The sequence below is a fragment of the Levilactobacillus sp. LN180102 genome (genome assembly GCF_050106635.1).
Taxonomy (GTDB): domain Bacteria; phylum Bacillota; class Bacilli; order Lactobacillales; family Lactobacillaceae; genus Levilactobacillus; species Levilactobacillus brevis.
Genome location: NZ_JBNIIX010000027.1, coordinates 1 through 15,757, shown reverse-complemented (window position 1 = coordinate 15,757; position 15,757 = coordinate 1). Strand labels below are relative to the sequence as shown.

The window sequence follows — 15,757 nt, the reverse complement described above, 5'->3', positions numbered from 1 at the left end:
TTTTAAGGGCGGTGGCTGTCTTTTCCCTTGCGAGGTGAGGCCCATGGGAACATGGAATAATCTTCAGGAAGGTTTCACAGTCAATGAGCGTCTTCCAGACACTCTCGTTGATGTTGCTGTTTGCAATGTTTATTTTAGCGTTGCTAACATACATCGACAAAAGGAACAAATAAAAAAGCCGCCCTGCGTAACTTTGGTAGGTTACAGGGCGAACTAGTGTCGTTTTAATATCTGCCACCGCCTTTGAAGCGGCTTGCATGGGAAGTCTTGTTAGCGCAGGGCTTCCTTTTTCTGTCTCCATTATAGCATGTCCCTTAAAAACTGGCTAACGTTTTAGGCTTTGATCAGGTTCAGAATCTGGTTGTTTAATTTCTGGATTCTGTTTAGCAAATGCTTGCAGTTGTTTTTGAGTTCGCTTACTGATTTCTTCGTGTATCTCATGTAACTGGTTTTTAAATTGTGCTTTTTGTTGTGAATTAGTCGTTTGCTGAACTTGTTGTTGCAAGCCTTGATAGGACTTATTAAGATCATGGGCTGATAGCTTTTTTAGATCATGCGCAGGCTCTTTTGGGGCTTCTTGTAAACCTAATTGTTTGGTTAAGCCATCGCTAAGTTCAATCACTTTGTTGCTCACTTGCTGGATCTCACTTAAAGCGCCATGGATTACGGCTTTATCTTTGGCCCAGGTGGCCACGTAACCGAGTGAGTAGTTGCTGGTATCAACGCCAATATTTTGCATGGCAACATACGCAACCGCTTCGGCTTGGGTTTCCTGATAGGCTCGTGGCCGATCTTTAAAGGCCGATTTTAATCCGTGTAGCTGGCTATGCGCATATTCGTGGTATAACGTCTTTAGTTTCAAAGCATTGTCGGGCTCATCGCCACCAATGACAATTTCATTAGTATTGGGTTGAAAATACCCCTTAGCCCCATTTAGCGTCGCTAAAGGCACTTCACTGACTTTAAGGTCGGTTTGCTGGTTTAAATAATCTTTGAACGCGTTATACAAGCTCGTTACATTCTGATGATCGGCTAAATTTTCTTTGACAAAATCCTTGGCACTTAACACTGGCTCACCGCTAGTTTGTGACACGTCAAAGACGGGTAGATAACGGTAACCGACAATGGCGCGTTCATCGGTGGTATCAAGACGCTTTTTCTCGGCTGGTGTTAACTTCTTAATAATCGGGGCCACAATCCGAATCGCTTTTGCGCCTCGTTTGACGGTGCGGTTAAAAGCCGTCTGCCATTGCTTAAAGCCCGCGAATTGAGTGGCTTGCGGATTTTGCGCATAAATCAAATCAATGTTTCTGGCGCTATAATGATGAAATTTAGCCAGGGTATTAAGATACTGTTTAAATCGGTCACTATCGGTTAATTTTAGGATTTGTTGTTCGGCTTGGGCGACTAATTGTGCTTTCCAGGCGTTAACGTCTGCTTTACTTGGCATTGTCTACCCCTCCTCATCTTCAAAAATATCATTCAATATAGGGGCTACGTTGATTTGAATCGGGGTCGTGCCATAAAGGGCGATGTAGCCATCAGCTAATTTTTGCCAAGCCACTTGATAATAGGCTCCGTTACCAGTGATTTCTTTTAAATACTTGTAGGTTCCTTTAGCCTGTAAAACTGGTAATTCACTCCCAATGACTGCTAATTTACTATCCATTTTATGATCTCCTTTGCTTTACTAATCTCACCCATTGTTTGGGTTTACTTTTAGGGTTGTCAAAGTGAACCTAAATGACGGGTTCACCAACCGGAACGTAGTGCAGGGCGGTAGGCAGGTTCTAATCAAAATCAAAACTTAATTTATGGCCGTCAAGCTTTAACTTGGCGTCAAACGACTTTCCTTTTTTACTCTTGAAACCCTTTAATTCGCTGGTTTCCCCTTTGGTGACCAGTGCTTTGATCACGGTCTTCCCGAGCGTCTTACTGCTCCATTTCTTGGGCAGGGTAAAGCTTTCGCCTTGCTTAGGCTTTACAATGTAAAACTTCTGTTTATTTAAAACGGTCGCTTGCGGTGTTTCTAAGAACACCTCGGCGTTTTTTTGCGCTTGCTGTTGGTGATTGATTTGTTGCTTAATGGCTGCATTGCCGGTTAATTGTGTGGGAACATCAGCGATTAGCTTGGCCACAAACTTCTTGATTTGGCTCAAAAAATTATCCGGAGTGCGTTCTTCGGTACTGATTTGCTGTAACGCTTGCTCCCATTTAGCCGTCATTTCTGGGCTAGTTAGCAAGGGTTCGAGTTCAACCGCTTTACATAAAGTAATTCCGGCTTCACTGACGTGTAGCTTGTTCTTTTCAGTGACGAGATAGCCGCGTTTCTTTAACACTTCCAGCACATTGGCCCGGGTTGCACTTGTCCCAATGCCTTGCACATCTTTAAGAATCGCTTGGGCTTCTTCATCATCAAGCGTTTTGCCGGCGGTCTTCATGGCCGTAATCAGGGTACCTTCGGTAAAGGGTACCGGTGGTGTCGTTTCTTTTTGCGGTGTTTGCAGATTCGCTGGAACTTGGTCGCCTTGGTGAACAATCGGTAGGGTGGCTGCTTCTTGCTGGTCGGCTTTGTGATCATCAAATAAAGCTTGCCAACCTTGCTTAGTTGGGACCTTACCGGTTGCTTTAAAATTAGCATCGCCGACTTGGGTAACAATGGTGGTTTCTTCATATTCGTAAGGATCAGCAAACATCGCTAATGTGGTTCTTAAAACCAAATCATAAACTTGTTGCTGTAATTTAGGCAAGCTGGCTAGTTTCTCTTTCGTCGGCACGACTTTAGTCATGATAATGGCGTAGTGTTCTTCAACCTTTTTTCCATTAACATAGCGCTTATTTGGGGTGGTATTGGTTAAAGCGACTTGTTTAGAGACTAACCCCAGATACTTCGTCAGATTAGCCACTAAATACTCAAATTCTTCATCAGTGATATAAGCACAATCGGTGCGGGGATAACTGAGTAGTTTGTCTTCGTATAAGCTTTGAATAGCCGCTAAGGTTTGGCTGGCACTGGCGTGATAACGTTTATTCATGGCACTTTGGAGACTGGATAGTGAGAATAGTTGGGGACTAGCTCGTTTTTTGCCTTGCTTTTGGACGTTCTTGATTAAACCGGCCTGTGAGCCTTTCTGAACGTGTTTAGCTTGCATGAATGTCATTAGCCCTGCTTCGTCTTTAAATCGCTGATAGGGGTCTAATTTTGCGACAATTTTTTGCTGATTGGCTAAAATTTCCGCATTTAGTTCAAAATAGGGTTCCGGCTTAAAGTTTTTGATTGCCTGGTCTCTTCGATAAACCATATACAAGGTTGGCGTCTGCACGCGACCAATTGAGTACACCCCGCGCACCCCTTTTTGTCTTAACAACAAAGTATATAAAGGACTGCCATTCATACCAATTAACCAGTCACTAATTTGACGGGTTTGGGCTTCTTTATAAGCCAAATAGTCTTTGTGCCAATCACCAAGATTTTTAAAGCCGGTAATAATCGCGTCTTTTTCTAGGCTATTCAACCAAAGGCGCTTAATCGTTTTCGACTTAACATCAATATGCGCTTGGTTCATGATCGACCACGCGATATTTGACCCTTCTCGACCACTATCGGTGGCCACAATAATGGTATCGGCTTTCGTTAACAGGTCTTTAACGACCTTGAATTGGGCTTTTTTACTAGCTGACACTTCAAACTTGTATTTGTCTGGGAAAATCGGTAAATTAGATAAGGCCCATTGCTGGTATTTCTGATCATATTTATCCGGTGTGGCTAGTTCAACTAAATGTCCGAGACCATACGTGACAAGCGTATTATCGGGCAAAACAGGGTCACTAACCGTATAGTAACCCTGTTTTTTTGTGCTCTTTTGAAAGGCTTGGACGTATAAACGGGCTTGACTGGGTTTTTCAGCTAAGATAACAGTGGTCATGTTCGTTCACTCCTTATGATTCAATTTTTGATCTAATTCTGTTTTGCCTTGTTCAGCCGCTTTTAACCAGGTTTAACGGTGCATTTTTTATTCCGATTACAAGTGCATGCCCCCATCTTCATGCCGATTTCGAGTTTGGTGTTGCCGTTGCTTTTTCGCCATTTCCCACTCAGTCTCTTTTAAACCTTGCGCCTGTCTTTGTCGTTGGTAATCTTCATCACGAGCATATAGAACAGTCATGATCGCGTCACTAAAGGCCGTCTTTAAGTAGTAGTTTGGACTAACTGGCTTATAATTTAACGGTTGATAATGTGCCAGCTGGGATTTTCGATATTGATCGTCCTTAGCTTGTTGCTCTTTTAACTGTTTTTGGATTTTCTCAATCTGACTGTTCTTAATCGTTGGATCGACTTTACATTCACCCAAAAAGAGTTGTTTAGTGCCGTCATGCTTTAAAACCCGTTGTAAGTGATGATTCTCTAACTGATCTAAGCTAAGCTGTCCCGATAAATAAGCTAACCCTAATTGATGTTCTTGGGTACTGAAAACCCTCGGTGGGTTTTCTTGCCATTGTGCCATTGTTTCGACTTTTAATGGCTTTAAAGTTGGATCATAGTACATCACGGCTGTATAGGCCTGTTCTTGTCTAACTAGTGAAAGATCATCTAAATCACCATTAGGAAAGGCTCTTTTCAATACTTCATGGTATTGCGTTTGAATGACTTGCTTAACTGCTATGATTGTCCGTAGGTCTTTGACTGCTCTCGTAATCGTTTGCTGTTCTGCTGGTGAATACTTTTCTAGTAGTCCTTTATCGACGTGTTCTAGGCTTTCTAAGCTATCAGAGTGGATCATTAGCGTATATTTCAGATCAATTTTGGCCTCTTTTTCTTGTTGCATTAATAACTTAAAACCAACGTATGGCCGCTTGGTAAAGGTCAATAATTGCTGGGTCAATAAATCATCACGAATATTCATTAAACGTTCGTTTAATTCACTGCCTTTGAAAACTGTTTGCTCGCTTTCGGTTTCCTTAATTAATTCTCGTCTTTCAGCTTGCGTGGTCTGTTCAAAATTAAGCTCTGGATAAAGTTTTTTCGTGGTACGATCGACCACTTTGTTTAAGAGTTCATCTGCCTTTTTTAATGAGCTTTCTTGTTGGTTAATTGTCAATAATTGTTTAGTCACATCTTCACCAACTGCATGTTTAATTAAGGTGCTATTTTTCCAATTAAATAGCATGCGCCGTTTATCATCTAAACTCTCCAAACTGATATAAGTTTTCAGTTCATGGCTTAACTCATTGACCACCCGTTTTTCATTAAACGAGAAGTGTTCACTTAGGCTATCTAAGTGACCTCTATTGATTGCTTTTTCTTGGTTGTTTTTATAACTGGCTTTGGCTTTGCGATAGTTCTTTACTTGTTGGTTAAATTCTTTTCTTTCATACCGCTTACTATTAATTCCCTCGTGTTGGGTTGGTGTATCATCTATTCCCTGCTCAGTAAATGATTTTTCACTGATCCGATCGGGAATATTTTTTTGCTCTAAAACCTGATTGACACTAACTGCCCAATTATGACGCCATTCAATTATTTTTTCTTTCTTATCCCAATCGACCATCAGTATCTTTCTACTCTTAGGGTACTTGCTAGTTCCGGTATACATTTTATTGCCATTCTCATCTAAAATATATTGCTTTTTACTCTTGATTCCCCATGTTCCGTCTGGGTTAAATGGTCGGTTAGTTAACATCACATGTGCGTGCGGATTATCTTGGTGGTCGCGATGAATCGCTACATCAGCTACCATGCCTTGATCAACAAAATTTTCTTGCACGTATTTTGTCAATAATTCTTTCTGTTCATCTTCGCTTAGTTCAACTAGCAAAGCCACGTTAAACTCTTTCGCATACCGAGAATTTGCTCGCCGATCTTTTCTTTCTACTTCGTTCCATAATTTTTCTCGATCACTGGCCCATGCTGGTGCATTTTTAGGAGTTAAAATAAAACTCTCTGGTATGACTGACCGAGCATAGAAATAGTGGCGACCTTCTTGATCATCAAATAGCTTTTCACCACTTCGATAAGCGGCACTGGCAATCGCACTTCGTCCTTTCCCAGCACTAATATTACTAAAACTCATGTGGAATATTGCCATGTCAGTCACCGTCTTCCTTTGATTCTATGGGTTTTGACCTTGTTGTCGCCATCGGCGACTTCTAATACAGGATTTTGGCACGATTTACCCCACAATAATTTAGTGGGGTGTAAGTGCGCATTGACCTCGTTTCACTCGGTCTGCTGATTCTCCTGAATTTACTTTTAGTGTATGCCTTCCGCTTCGCTATTTCAAATTTTATACTTTGACTTAACGTTTCTTATATGATATAGTTTCGGTGATTATTTCTAATATGATTGGAGGGATCGTTATGTCTCAAAGTAACTTAGAAAAACAAGAAGCTAAATTAAAAGCCCTTAATCAAAAAATTAAGGACGAAAAAAATAAGATTGAACAACGGCTAGGTAAACAAATCATCAGTCAAGCCAATTTAGATTATGCTAATTTGTCTAACGATCAGATTAAGCTTTTAGCCAAGCAATTTTCTGAATTTTTAAAGGTAAAGTCCGTAGATCGTTAGCCATACGAGATGGGGAAATTCCATGTCTAATCAATATGAAAAACTAGTCGAGCAGCAAGCGCGTTTAAAACAAAAAATTGAGCGGGAAGATTTTAAATTACGACAATCTAAATACTATGAAAATCGGCAAGCCCGCAAAGCCCGTTCTCGCCGATTAATTCAAAAAGGGGCTTTATTAGAAAAGTACTTTCAAGCTAATAACCTCTCGGTCGAACAAACCGAAGAACTTTTAAAAACATTTGCTAACTATGTTAACGCCCATAAACCGGATAAATTAAAAAACGATCAACCTAATAACTAGGCCGATCGTTTTTATTTTCAGGATTGTTTTTTGGCTTAATTTCTGGATTGTGTTTAGCAAAGTCTTTTAACTGTTTTTGAATTCTTTGTGTAAGCTCGGCTTTACTTTCTTTGTGCTTCCTTTTACTTGATCGCTGTTGAATTATCTTTTGACCCTTACTTCTTCTTTTTGATTTTAGATCAAGCGTAAAATCTGAAATTTTATTTTGATCTAGCTTACTTAAATGACCGATTTCTTTAAAGTTTAAACCGGCTTTGGGAAAGCGATAAATATTACCAAGATCGACCCAGGAAGGTTTCTTCAACCCAGCGGATTGCCAATCTTGAATCGGATAATATTGTTGCTTGATATAAGCCGACTTCTTTTCATACTGAAGTAATTTTAAAAGCCTCGACCGTCTGCTCTGATACCCGACGAATTAAAACTGGTCGAGACTTGCCACCGTTAGTTTCTACAAAACTAACGTATAGGCTGACTAAGTCATTAGTCCTCATCTGGATCGTTGAGCCAATCAGCGACCTCTTTAGCGTCTTTGAACTCGGTGACTGGTGTCCCTTCGGTCGCCTTTAAAAAGCGTAAATTAGCTCTTTCTTCTTCGGTTAAAGACGCATTAAAAGGTAAAGCACCATTAGCAACAATCCGCTTGTAAAACATGTTAATGGCCGTGGTTGGATTTAAGCCCAATTCGCTTAAAACTGCTTCGGTATCATCGGCCAAATCTTTATCAATCTTGACTTGGACCCGTTTCTTTTCCTTAACTGCCATGATTGTCTCATCTCCTGTCTTTTGCTACTACCATTATACTACCTTTTGAGTACCTTATCAATAGATAAAGCCCTGGCCTCAAATCACTTGAGCTTGGCGTTGATCTAAAGGCTGAATTTTTGAGCTGGGTAGCTCTGGCACTCATTTAAAAGCCCCTATTCTTCTGTTTAAGCCATTTAAATCTAGCTTAAGCATAAAGAGGTTAGTAAGTCTTAAAACCGTTTAGAAAGGATTTTGCAGCCTTTTAGGACTAGTAGTACAACCCACTGTTATCGTTGTCGGCCGACTTTTCTTCTTCGGGGTGTTTGGCCGCATATTCTCTAGCCGCTTGTTTATTCCACCAAACGCCAAATAGGTTTTGCATGGTGCCGTATAAGTAGTTCTCAACATTCTTGATGTGCTTCTCATTGCTTTTGGGCTAGTGCAGCGATAATTTCTGTGGTAAGTTCATTCATGGGGAATGCCTCCTGTGATGTTTTCTGTAGCTACTAAATATCATAAGGGAAGGCATTCCCTATTTCTATACAATTCAGAAATCTTTTATGCATTTACACAAGATATTTTACGCTCTCTCTTTTTTTGTGCCCTGATAAATAAATCAACCGGCACTGTGCTATTTACTTTACAACTTTAAAATAGCACAGAGTCCCCACACAAGACCCCTAAGTAGCAATACCCTCACACAGCAACAAGCCTATTCTAGATATATACCTATGGCAATTGATAGCAGCACTTTTCACCCCGTTCTTCTCCTCGTCTCCATTACCCACGGTGGCGCTGAATCACCACTCACCGCTTGCATCTCAGTTAAAGTGCCAACTGTTGGCTCATACCCATTTGGTCCTACAGTAGGAACTAGGGTGGTTAAATACCCAGTCCACGCTTGACTTTGAGCCTGACGGCTCACCATAGCCGACTTAAATAACATGGTCACCGTCGTCAATAAAGTCGGCTGGTTACCACGCTGCACCCGCTTCAATTGCGAAGTTGCTTGTAATTGCTTCATAACCCGATTCAAACTCGCCGGAGAAATCCCTAACTCATCCTGAATTTGACGCGTTGACATGGCAACCGAAGCAGCAGAACCACCCATTCGATTAATCAACGCAAGCACATCGTTACGCCATTCATTAGCATGGCTGTATTGTCGTTCGGCACGTGGCTTAGCAAATTTATGCCAGCCAATCCCAACAACGACTTTACCTGAAAAATTAGGCACCCATTGATCCAATAGTCCTTGAACATAACTCAGTGCGGCCCCTCGATAGTCACCTGAATAAGCGTCTCTGACGCACTGTACAACTTCGCGATCGACCAATGGGTCATGTAAATTTGAATTAAAGACGTCAAGCATGTCTCTCGCACGCTGCTGAGAAATTTTAGACTGATACATCGCTAAAGCTAACGTCAAAACCGTGTTGTGACGGGCTAAACCTTGACCTGATTTGACTGTTGTCACTTTCAATAAGGCTTTAAACCAAGCTTGGTCAACCTGCCGACCTTCATCTGGGGCTAGAGAAATCACCTGTCGTTTATCCGGCTTCGTAACCGGAACTTGGGCAGCATAATATTGTGACCACTTCATCAGAGCGCTCACCTGGACCAACATATGTGCATCAAAAAAGACTAGATTGTCTTGCCGGGGAATTCGAAAAATTCCAAAGTTATTGCAGCCGACATCGACCCCCGCCACTCGTTTTTGAATCCACTGCCGCACAAAACTCGACATTTTTTGGGCTGCTTTTAAGACTGGAAACTGACCGCGTGTTTTCCGCAAAAACATAGGCTGATCAAAAACGTAGTAGATATGGAATCCCTTCGTAGTCCGCAAAATCATCGTGGGAATGAATAAGTCAGCAACGGTTACGGCCCCCAAGACCTCTTGCTCACGCGCGTCTCGTTCTTGTGCGTCGGCAAAATCAATATCAACGACCAGGCTATTAATTTGCGCCAGATTATTTTCCCGGTGTCCCCGAACACTCGACCGATTTTGCGTATAGCCAAGCCAGTTGAATGTATTGGGCGTCCAGTGAGTCATACGATCGGCGATGGCGTCAAGTGCTTCAAAAGAGGTGACCACGACACCATGTGCTTTTTGCATTGAATCTTTACTGCTGAAGAGCGCAATGGCCCCTTTTTTTGTAGGAGTTTCCATCACTTGTCCGGCAATATTAGAACGACTATTTTTAACTTTATAGGTATGTAATGAATCGTGTAATACCAGCTTTTGTGCAGTCTGAACCGTCTTTAAATCGTACATGGTGAGCTCACCTCCTTTCAAAATAAACACCTAAGTTAGCTTAATAGAAATGACATAGAAACCGAAAAAGCGCAGACAAAAAAGCAACTTAGCGTTATGCCAAGTTGCTTAAGGTGGACGTAGTCCGACTACCCCCGAATAAACTTTTAAATTTTTAAATTACCGCCTACGGATCTAATTAACTAGATCCAGTGAATTTGCACAGAAGTCGCTCACCACACGTGTCCCCTTTGTTTTTACCCGGCAGCTTGTCCCCTACCGTTTTGAAATCACACCATTCTCGACATCTTACCATTTTGCTGGTATAATCTTCTTAGTTGAAAAAGATGTTGTCGAGCGCTTCCCAATTGCAGTTGGGTGGTGCTTTTCTTTTATTCTCTTTTGTATTCTCTTATTTTTGAATATACCTAGAGTATAACCGAGCAAAGAAATGATGTAAAGGTGAACTTATCAAAATATATTTTTGACAAAACTCACTATATTTGCTATATTTAGTATATTCGATATAGCGAGTATATCTACTATATTAAATATACTAAATATATTTTGAGAGGTAATTACAATGAGAAAAGGACGAGTTGTAGTCTTAACAAATATGAAAGGTGGCGTCGGTAAAACCACTGACACCGACCTTCTTGCAATAACGGCAAGTAAACCTTCATTGTTCAATCAAAAAGTTCTCTTGATTGATGTCGATTTGCAAGCTAATACTACAAGTAATGTAAAAAGAACTTTTAATCAGCGTCATTTCCCACAGTCCTTTGTAAAGGCTGTACAAAGTGGAACTTTAAAAAATGCAATCTTTCCACTAACAAAAAATCTCGATTTCATTGCAGGTTCAATTGCTGAACACGAACTTACTGATACGATTATCGATAACTCGAAGAGTAAACGAGACCGATATTTATATTTGACAAAAATGGTAGACGAAATCAAATACGATTACGACTATATTTTTTTTGACGTTGCTCCTTCCACCGATACAGTTGTTGATGCAATAATTATGGCTTCTGATTATATCATTGCCGTACAAGAAGTTCGTAAAATGGCGATGGAAGGAACAAGTAACTTTATTGGAAAGTATTTACAACCAATGCTAGATAATTTCCCTGAAGAAGCACACTTTCAAGTTGCAGGTGTATTACCCGCACTTTTAACTTCTCACAAGAAGCGCCAAATTGAAAATTACAGAGAGACTGTCGAAGTTTATGGACGCGATAACGTATTCCATACTATTATTAAAAATCATGATCGTTTAGAAAATTTTGGCGAAGATGGCGTCTCGCTTGAAGATTATAATGACCGAAAAATGTTTGGACTTTTTGCCGATCTATTTTGTGAATTAGAAGCTCGAATTTCCTCTTTCGAGAAAACTGGAGATGTTGAAAACTTTACTTATAAATCAAAATATTTTGATGCACTTGAAAATATTACATTACCACTTGGCAAGGAGATCGAAATAAATGGCGTTGCTGAATAAAAAAAACAACAAACAAAACACAGAAGACAATAGGAACAAGCCCACTATTATTGATGACGATGCAAAGATTACTTATGGTGAGAAACAATATAAAGCCAAAGACAGGCAGCCTATACAAGTTGATCCTCCGGTGGCCGATATGGTTCGAAATATCAGCTATGCAAAAGATATGCCGATGTACGAAGTTGTCAAAGTCGCCATGGAAGCTTACCGTGATACTCTTAGCGACTCCGAAAAAATAATTTATGATATGCGACAAGACAAATAAATATAGCTAGTATATTTAATATACTAGCTATATTTATTTGTCTTGCTGTTCTTTATCTATCACGAACCACAACGAATATATCAAATATACTAAATATACTAAATATATTTGATTAAATGAAACCGTCTTGACTATCATATCTTTTATCCTGTTGTTCTCCTATTTTCAAATTCTACGCAAAGAAAAGAGCGAGAAGATGGGAAAACCCCAGTTATTAAAGTTGAACGTGTTCTCAGAATGCGCCTATTTAACATCTAATTTAAAAGGTTCTATACTTTTTCCTGTTGATAGCTTACTTAGGGGTACATGGAACATCGGTACGAAAAGTAGCGGTAGTGATTTAAAAACACGAACATTTACTATATTTCATCTACATCACCAAGCGGTCGTAGATGACCATCTTTTAGTCGTTCATCGTACTGAAAGGTGTACTTACCGATAAAATTAATATGAAATGACATCAGCGGTGATAGTTTCCCGACCATCGCCTCTGAACAGTCGAAACCTTCTGTGCGCATTTGGTCGATAACCTTCTCCAGATAAAGCGTATTCCAGTAAATAATTGCGTTTGTGACTAGACTAAGTGCGTTTAATTGTTCTTCCATACCATCGAAATATGTTTGGTAGAGTTTTCCTTTTCGACCATAAAAAATATTACGGCATAGTGCATGACGCGCTTCTCCTTTATTCAGTTGTTCTAAGATTTGACGAGCGTAGATATCGTCCGAAATGTATCGCAGTTGGTGTTTAGTTTTATATACTTTGCCGTATTCAGTAATAGCTTTTCCTAAAGTGGTCGGCTGCCCTTCACGCTGTAACGCTTTTGTGAGTTCAGTTGCGTTAACCGTACCCGCCTTCAAAGATCCGGCAATTCGTAAAATATCATCCCAATTCGTCTCAATTAAATGTGTGTTGATACGATTTTGAGAAACACCGTTTAAGATTTGGTAATCTGCAACCGGATTAATTCGCCATAGCTTGGTTGCCTGATTATTGGCAATTCTAGGACTAAACTGAAAGCCCAATAATCCGAATAAACCAAAAATCAAGTCACTATATCCTGCTGTATCGGTCATAATTTGAGTCGGTTTTAAGCTACTGGTTTGATTTAAAAAGCCTTCGAGTAAATATAACGAATCACGCAGCGTACCAGTTACTACCATGCCATGGAACCCAATATATTGATCAGAAACAAAATTATAAAACGTGATACCACGCCCTCGGCCAAAGTATTTTGGATTACTACGAGAGTATAGCGAACGCTGTGGCATTACGTAGCGGATACCGTCTGCTGACGCCATTTGGCCGTCGCCCCATATCATTGAGTTCTTCAACTTTTTATGAGCGCTAATAATGCGATTATTGGCCGCTGATAGCGTATCAATCCGCAAGTATTGATGATCAACATACATAAGTCTATCGAATTTTAAACTATTCGGACTCTCTTTAGATACTGGAACGAGCCCGATGTTGCACGCTTCAGCCAGCAAAACAGCCATAATACTAATATCAATATTTTTCATTCTAATTTCTTTTTCAGTCGTGTGGGTGAAGCATTGTGCTAACTGTAATTGTTGGTTAACTTCCAATAACAAATCCGATAAATCAATTTTAGGCATAAGGGTCCGTACACGTTGTCTAAATGCGATTTCGTCTTTTCGAATCCGAACCTTGCGTAATTTGGTAATCGTAATTTTGTCACGTCCATCAACTTCTGTAATTTTTGCCATTTCAGAACTATCCCAATTTTTGAGTGTTTCTTCGTACGAAAGTGCTAAATCTTGCGTCAAAAACGTAACTGTGGTCCCCTGTCAATAAAATAGACAATTTAAATAGAGACTTTTTTGTCCTATGCCACGACTAAATTTTGAATTTGAGTTTGATACTCATCTTCAAGTTGCTTTGGTGATTTGAATCCACAGTGACTGTGAATTCTAACTGTGTTGTAAAACGTTTCAATGTACTGAAAAACTAGTCGTTTAGCTTCGGAGTATGAATGGATTTTAAACCGATTTATCCATTCACGCTTAATCAAGGCATGAAACGACTCAATGCAGGCATTATCCCAAGGATAAGCTTTCTTTGAATAGCTTAATGTCATGTTAGCTGTAACTTGATTGTAAGCTTCAGACGTAAACTGACTACCACGATCACTGTGCATGATTAATGGCTTGCTAATATGGCGACTGTGCTTAGTCTTTTCAATAAGTGGGATGACATTCGATACCTCCAAGGTTTCAGATAAGTCCCAACCAATGATCCGTCGGGAGTACAAGTCCATAATACTGGTTAAATAAACGAATCCGTCATGAACTGAAATATAAGTGGTGTCAATGCACCAAACGGCGTTTGGTCGCAATGGATTGAACTGCTCGTCTAAAATATTTATTAGCTGTTTATCAAACTTAGAATTGCGAGTGGTAGTCGTCCAAGGGGTTAGGTAAACGGCGTGAATGCCAAGTTCACGCATATACTTACCAACAGTTCGTTCAGCGATCTTATATCCTTTTGAGCGAAGTTCTTGGGTGATTTTGCCGGCACCGTAAATACAAAGGCTTTTGAGCCAAATTGCTTTAATTTCACCTTGAATAAACTTCTTCCGAAGCTTTCGCGGTGATTGGTGATTATGACGCTTTTCTCGTTGATAGTAACCACTTCTTGAGATTCCAACGTAATCACACATACCATTGATGGAAGGGTGGGATTCCAAAGCGTGCTGAACGTCCATTTCTTGGTATACCTTTTCGGTAGTTACTTGCTCAGAATCCCGATTGATTTTTTTAACACTTCGATCGCTCCTTCAGCGTCACGAAGTTGACGCTTTAGTCGTGCAATCTCCTTGTCCTTATCGCTGGCAAAATTACCAGAGCCACGGCCAAACTCCCCAGTCTCAGTAAACAGCTTAATCCATTTATGTAATGTACTAGCCCCAATACCTAGATTCTTACTTATTTCATTCATGGTCATGTGATCCTTGTTATCTAAGTAATACTGAACGGCCTGTTCCTTAAATTCCTTGTCATAACTGTGCTTCGTCATTATTTGATCCTCCAATTTACTTCCTTAATTATACTAAATCAAAGTCTCTATTTAACTTGTACACTTTTTATTCTAGGCCCATTCAGAATCTTGGGAAAATGAAGTCTGACGGTTATTGGACTAGATATAGCACAGGTTCAACATTTGAAAGTATTAATTCTAGTGATATCAAAGAAGCTATCATAAGTATCCCTAGAATTGAAGAACAACAAAAAATAGGTTCATTCTTCAAACAACTGGATAACACTATCGCTCTTCATCAGCGTAAGTTAGATAAGCTTAAGGAACTTAAACAGGGCTATTTGCAAAAAATGTTTCCCCAAAATGGTAGCAAGTTCCCGCAATTAAGATTTTCAGGGTTTGCTGACGCTTGGGAAGAGCGTAAGTTTGCTGATTTTATTGATGTTAAGTCTGGAAAAGACTACAAACATCTGAATTCAGGATCGATACCTGTCTATGGAACTGGTGGATATATGCTAAGTGTAGATAGAGCACTCTCAGATATAGATGCTATTGGGATTGGAAGAAAAGGTACAATTGATAAGCCTTATTTATTAAAAGCGCCTTTTTGGACTGTCGACACCTTGTTTTACGCTGTTCCTAAACAAAATATTGACCTTCAATTTTCACTATCTATTTTTAAAAAAATAAATTGGAAAAAATTTGATGAATCTACTGGTGTACCTAGTTTATCGAAAACTGTAATTAACAGTGTGAGTGTTGCTGTTCCAAGTTATGAAGAACAGCAAAAAATAGGTTCATTCTTCAAACAACTGGATAACACTATCGCTCTTCATCAGCGTAAGCTTGAAAAACTCCAAGAACTTAAAAAAGGGTATCTACAAAAGATGTTTTGCTGAGCTTAATTTGATCAAATTTAGGATCCTATGAAACCCCATGACTTAATTTTTATTGTGCTTGGTCAACACTTAATTCACCTGTATAATGGATTATGCAGGAAGTTTTAAGGGCGGTGGCTGTCTTTTCCCTTGCGAGGTGAGGCCCATGGGAACATGGAATAATCTTCAGGAAGGTTTCACAGTCAATGAGCGTCTTCCAGACACTCTCGTTGATGTT

13 protein-coding genes and 4 pseudogenes are annotated in these 15,757 nt (G+C 39.9%); 5 read left to right on the top strand and 12 right to left on the bottom strand.

The features are described from left to right. The 5 genes from ACP4IT_RS11970 to mobQ form a co-directional block, all read right to left on the bottom strand. The coding region (locus tag ACP4IT_RS11970) for a hypothetical protein (RefSeq protein ID WP_426855813.1) at window positions 1-301 on the bottom strand (301 nt) is incomplete at its 3' end. Window positions 302-325: 24 nt separating this feature from the next. After that, the gene (locus ACP4IT_RS11965) at window positions 326-1,450 is read right to left on the bottom strand and encodes an ArdC-like ssDNA-binding domain-containing protein (protein WP_426855812.1); all 1,125 of its coding nucleotides are present in this window, start codon (window positions 1,448-1,450) and stop codon (window positions 326-328) included. A gap of 3 nt (window positions 1,451-1,453) precedes the next feature. Continuing rightward, window positions 1,454-1,669: a hypothetical protein gene (locus tag ACP4IT_RS11960; RefSeq protein ID WP_426855811.1), complete on the bottom strand. Its 216-nt coding sequence runs from the start codon at window positions 1,667-1,669 to the stop codon at window positions 1,454-1,456. Window positions 1,670-1,790: 121 nt separating this feature from the next. Beyond that, on the bottom strand, window positions 1,791-3,926 hold the full coding sequence (gene topB / locus ACP4IT_RS11955) for a DNA topoisomerase III (RefSeq protein ID WP_426855809.1): 2,136 nt from the start codon (window positions 3,924-3,926) through the stop codon (window positions 1,791-1,793). Window positions 3,927-4,022: 96 nt separating this feature from the next. Beyond that, on the bottom strand, window positions 4,023-6,086 hold the full coding sequence (gene mobQ, locus ACP4IT_RS11950) for a MobQ family relaxase (RefSeq protein WP_426855807.1): 2,064 nt from the start codon (window positions 6,084-6,086) through the stop codon (window positions 4,023-4,025). Between the two features lie 253 nt (window positions 6,087-6,339). Between mobQ and ACP4IT_RS11945 the strand changes: the two genes are divergently transcribed. Further along, the gene (locus ACP4IT_RS11945) at window positions 6,340-6,567 is read left to right on the top strand and encodes a hypothetical protein (protein ID WP_164920210.1); all 228 of its coding nucleotides are present in this window, start codon (window positions 6,340-6,342) and stop codon (window positions 6,565-6,567) included. A 22-nt stretch (window positions 6,568-6,589) separates the two neighbouring features. Beyond that, on the top strand, window positions 6,590-6,868 hold the full coding sequence (locus ACP4IT_RS11940) for a hypothetical protein (protein WP_161001708.1): 279 nt from the start codon (window positions 6,590-6,592) through the stop codon (window positions 6,866-6,868). On the opposite strand, the pseudogene ACP4IT_RS11935 reads toward ACP4IT_RS11940, so the two are convergent. The 4 genes and pseudogenes from ACP4IT_RS11935 to ACP4IT_RS11920 all read right to left on the bottom strand — a co-directional run bounded on the left by ACP4IT_RS11935 (window position 6,858) and on the right by ACP4IT_RS11920 (window position 9,893). After that, a pseudogene (locus ACP4IT_RS11935) lies at window positions 6,858-7,362 on the bottom strand (hypothetical protein). The gene ACP4IT_RS11940 and the pseudogene ACP4IT_RS11935 sit on opposite strands and share 11 nt — an antisense overlap. Continuing rightward, window positions 7,352-7,633 (bottom strand): type II toxin-antitoxin system RelB/DinJ family antitoxin, encoded by a 282-nt coding sequence (locus ACP4IT_RS11930; RefSeq protein WP_011222012.1) that lies wholly within the window; start codon window positions 7,631-7,633, stop codon window positions 7,352-7,354. Before ACP4IT_RS11930 ends, ACP4IT_RS11935 begins: the two are co-directional and overlap by 11 nt. Before the next feature lie 250 nt (window positions 7,634-7,883). Further along, window positions 7,884-8,048: pseudogene (locus ACP4IT_RS11925) on the bottom strand (plasmid replication initiator protein A); the annotation flags it as partial. 321 nt (window positions 8,049-8,369) lie between these two features. Next, window positions 8,370-9,893 carry a primase C-terminal domain-containing protein gene (locus tag ACP4IT_RS11920; RefSeq protein ID WP_426855805.1) on the bottom strand — a complete coding sequence of 508 codons (1,524 nt, stop codon included), beginning with the start codon at window positions 9,891-9,893 and terminating at the stop codon, window positions 8,370-8,372. A 562-nt stretch (window positions 9,894-10,455) separates the two neighbouring features. Between ACP4IT_RS11920 and prgP the strand changes: the two genes are divergently transcribed. Then, window positions 10,456-11,373: a ParA superfamily DNA segregation protein PrgP gene (gene prgP, locus ACP4IT_RS11915; protein ID WP_069360326.1), complete on the top strand. Its 918-nt coding sequence runs from the start codon at window positions 10,456-10,458 to the stop codon at window positions 11,371-11,373. Further along, window positions 11,357-11,641, top strand: coding sequence for a DNA segregation protein PrgO (gene prgO, locus ACP4IT_RS11910; protein ID WP_069360325.1), 285 nt, complete (start codon window positions 11,357-11,359; stop codon window positions 11,639-11,641). Before prgP ends, prgO begins: the two co-directional genes overlap by 17 nt. A 359-nt stretch (window positions 11,642-12,000) precedes the next feature. Here the strand turns inward: prgO and ACP4IT_RS11905 are convergent. The 3 genes and pseudogenes from ACP4IT_RS11905 to ACP4IT_RS11895 all read right to left on the bottom strand — a co-directional run. Beyond that, window positions 12,001-13,266, bottom strand: a pseudogene (locus ACP4IT_RS11905) (transposase); the annotation flags it as partial. 224 nt (window positions 13,267-13,490) lie between these two features. After that, a complete protein-coding gene (locus ACP4IT_RS11900) occupies window positions 13,491-14,369 on the bottom strand; it encodes an IS3 family transposase (protein WP_426855803.1) in 879 nt (292 codons plus the stop codon). 23 nt (window positions 14,370-14,392) lie between these two features. Continuing rightward, window positions 14,393-14,680, bottom strand: coding sequence for a transposase (locus ACP4IT_RS11895; RefSeq protein ID WP_003688751.1), 288 nt, complete (start codon window positions 14,678-14,680; stop codon window positions 14,393-14,395). Window positions 14,681-14,850: 170 nt separating this feature from the next. Between ACP4IT_RS11895 and ACP4IT_RS11890 the strand changes: the two are divergent. Continuing rightward, window positions 14,851-15,540, top strand: a pseudogene (locus ACP4IT_RS11890) (restriction endonuclease subunit S); the annotation flags it as partial. Window positions 15,541-15,757: the final 217 nt, after the last annotated feature.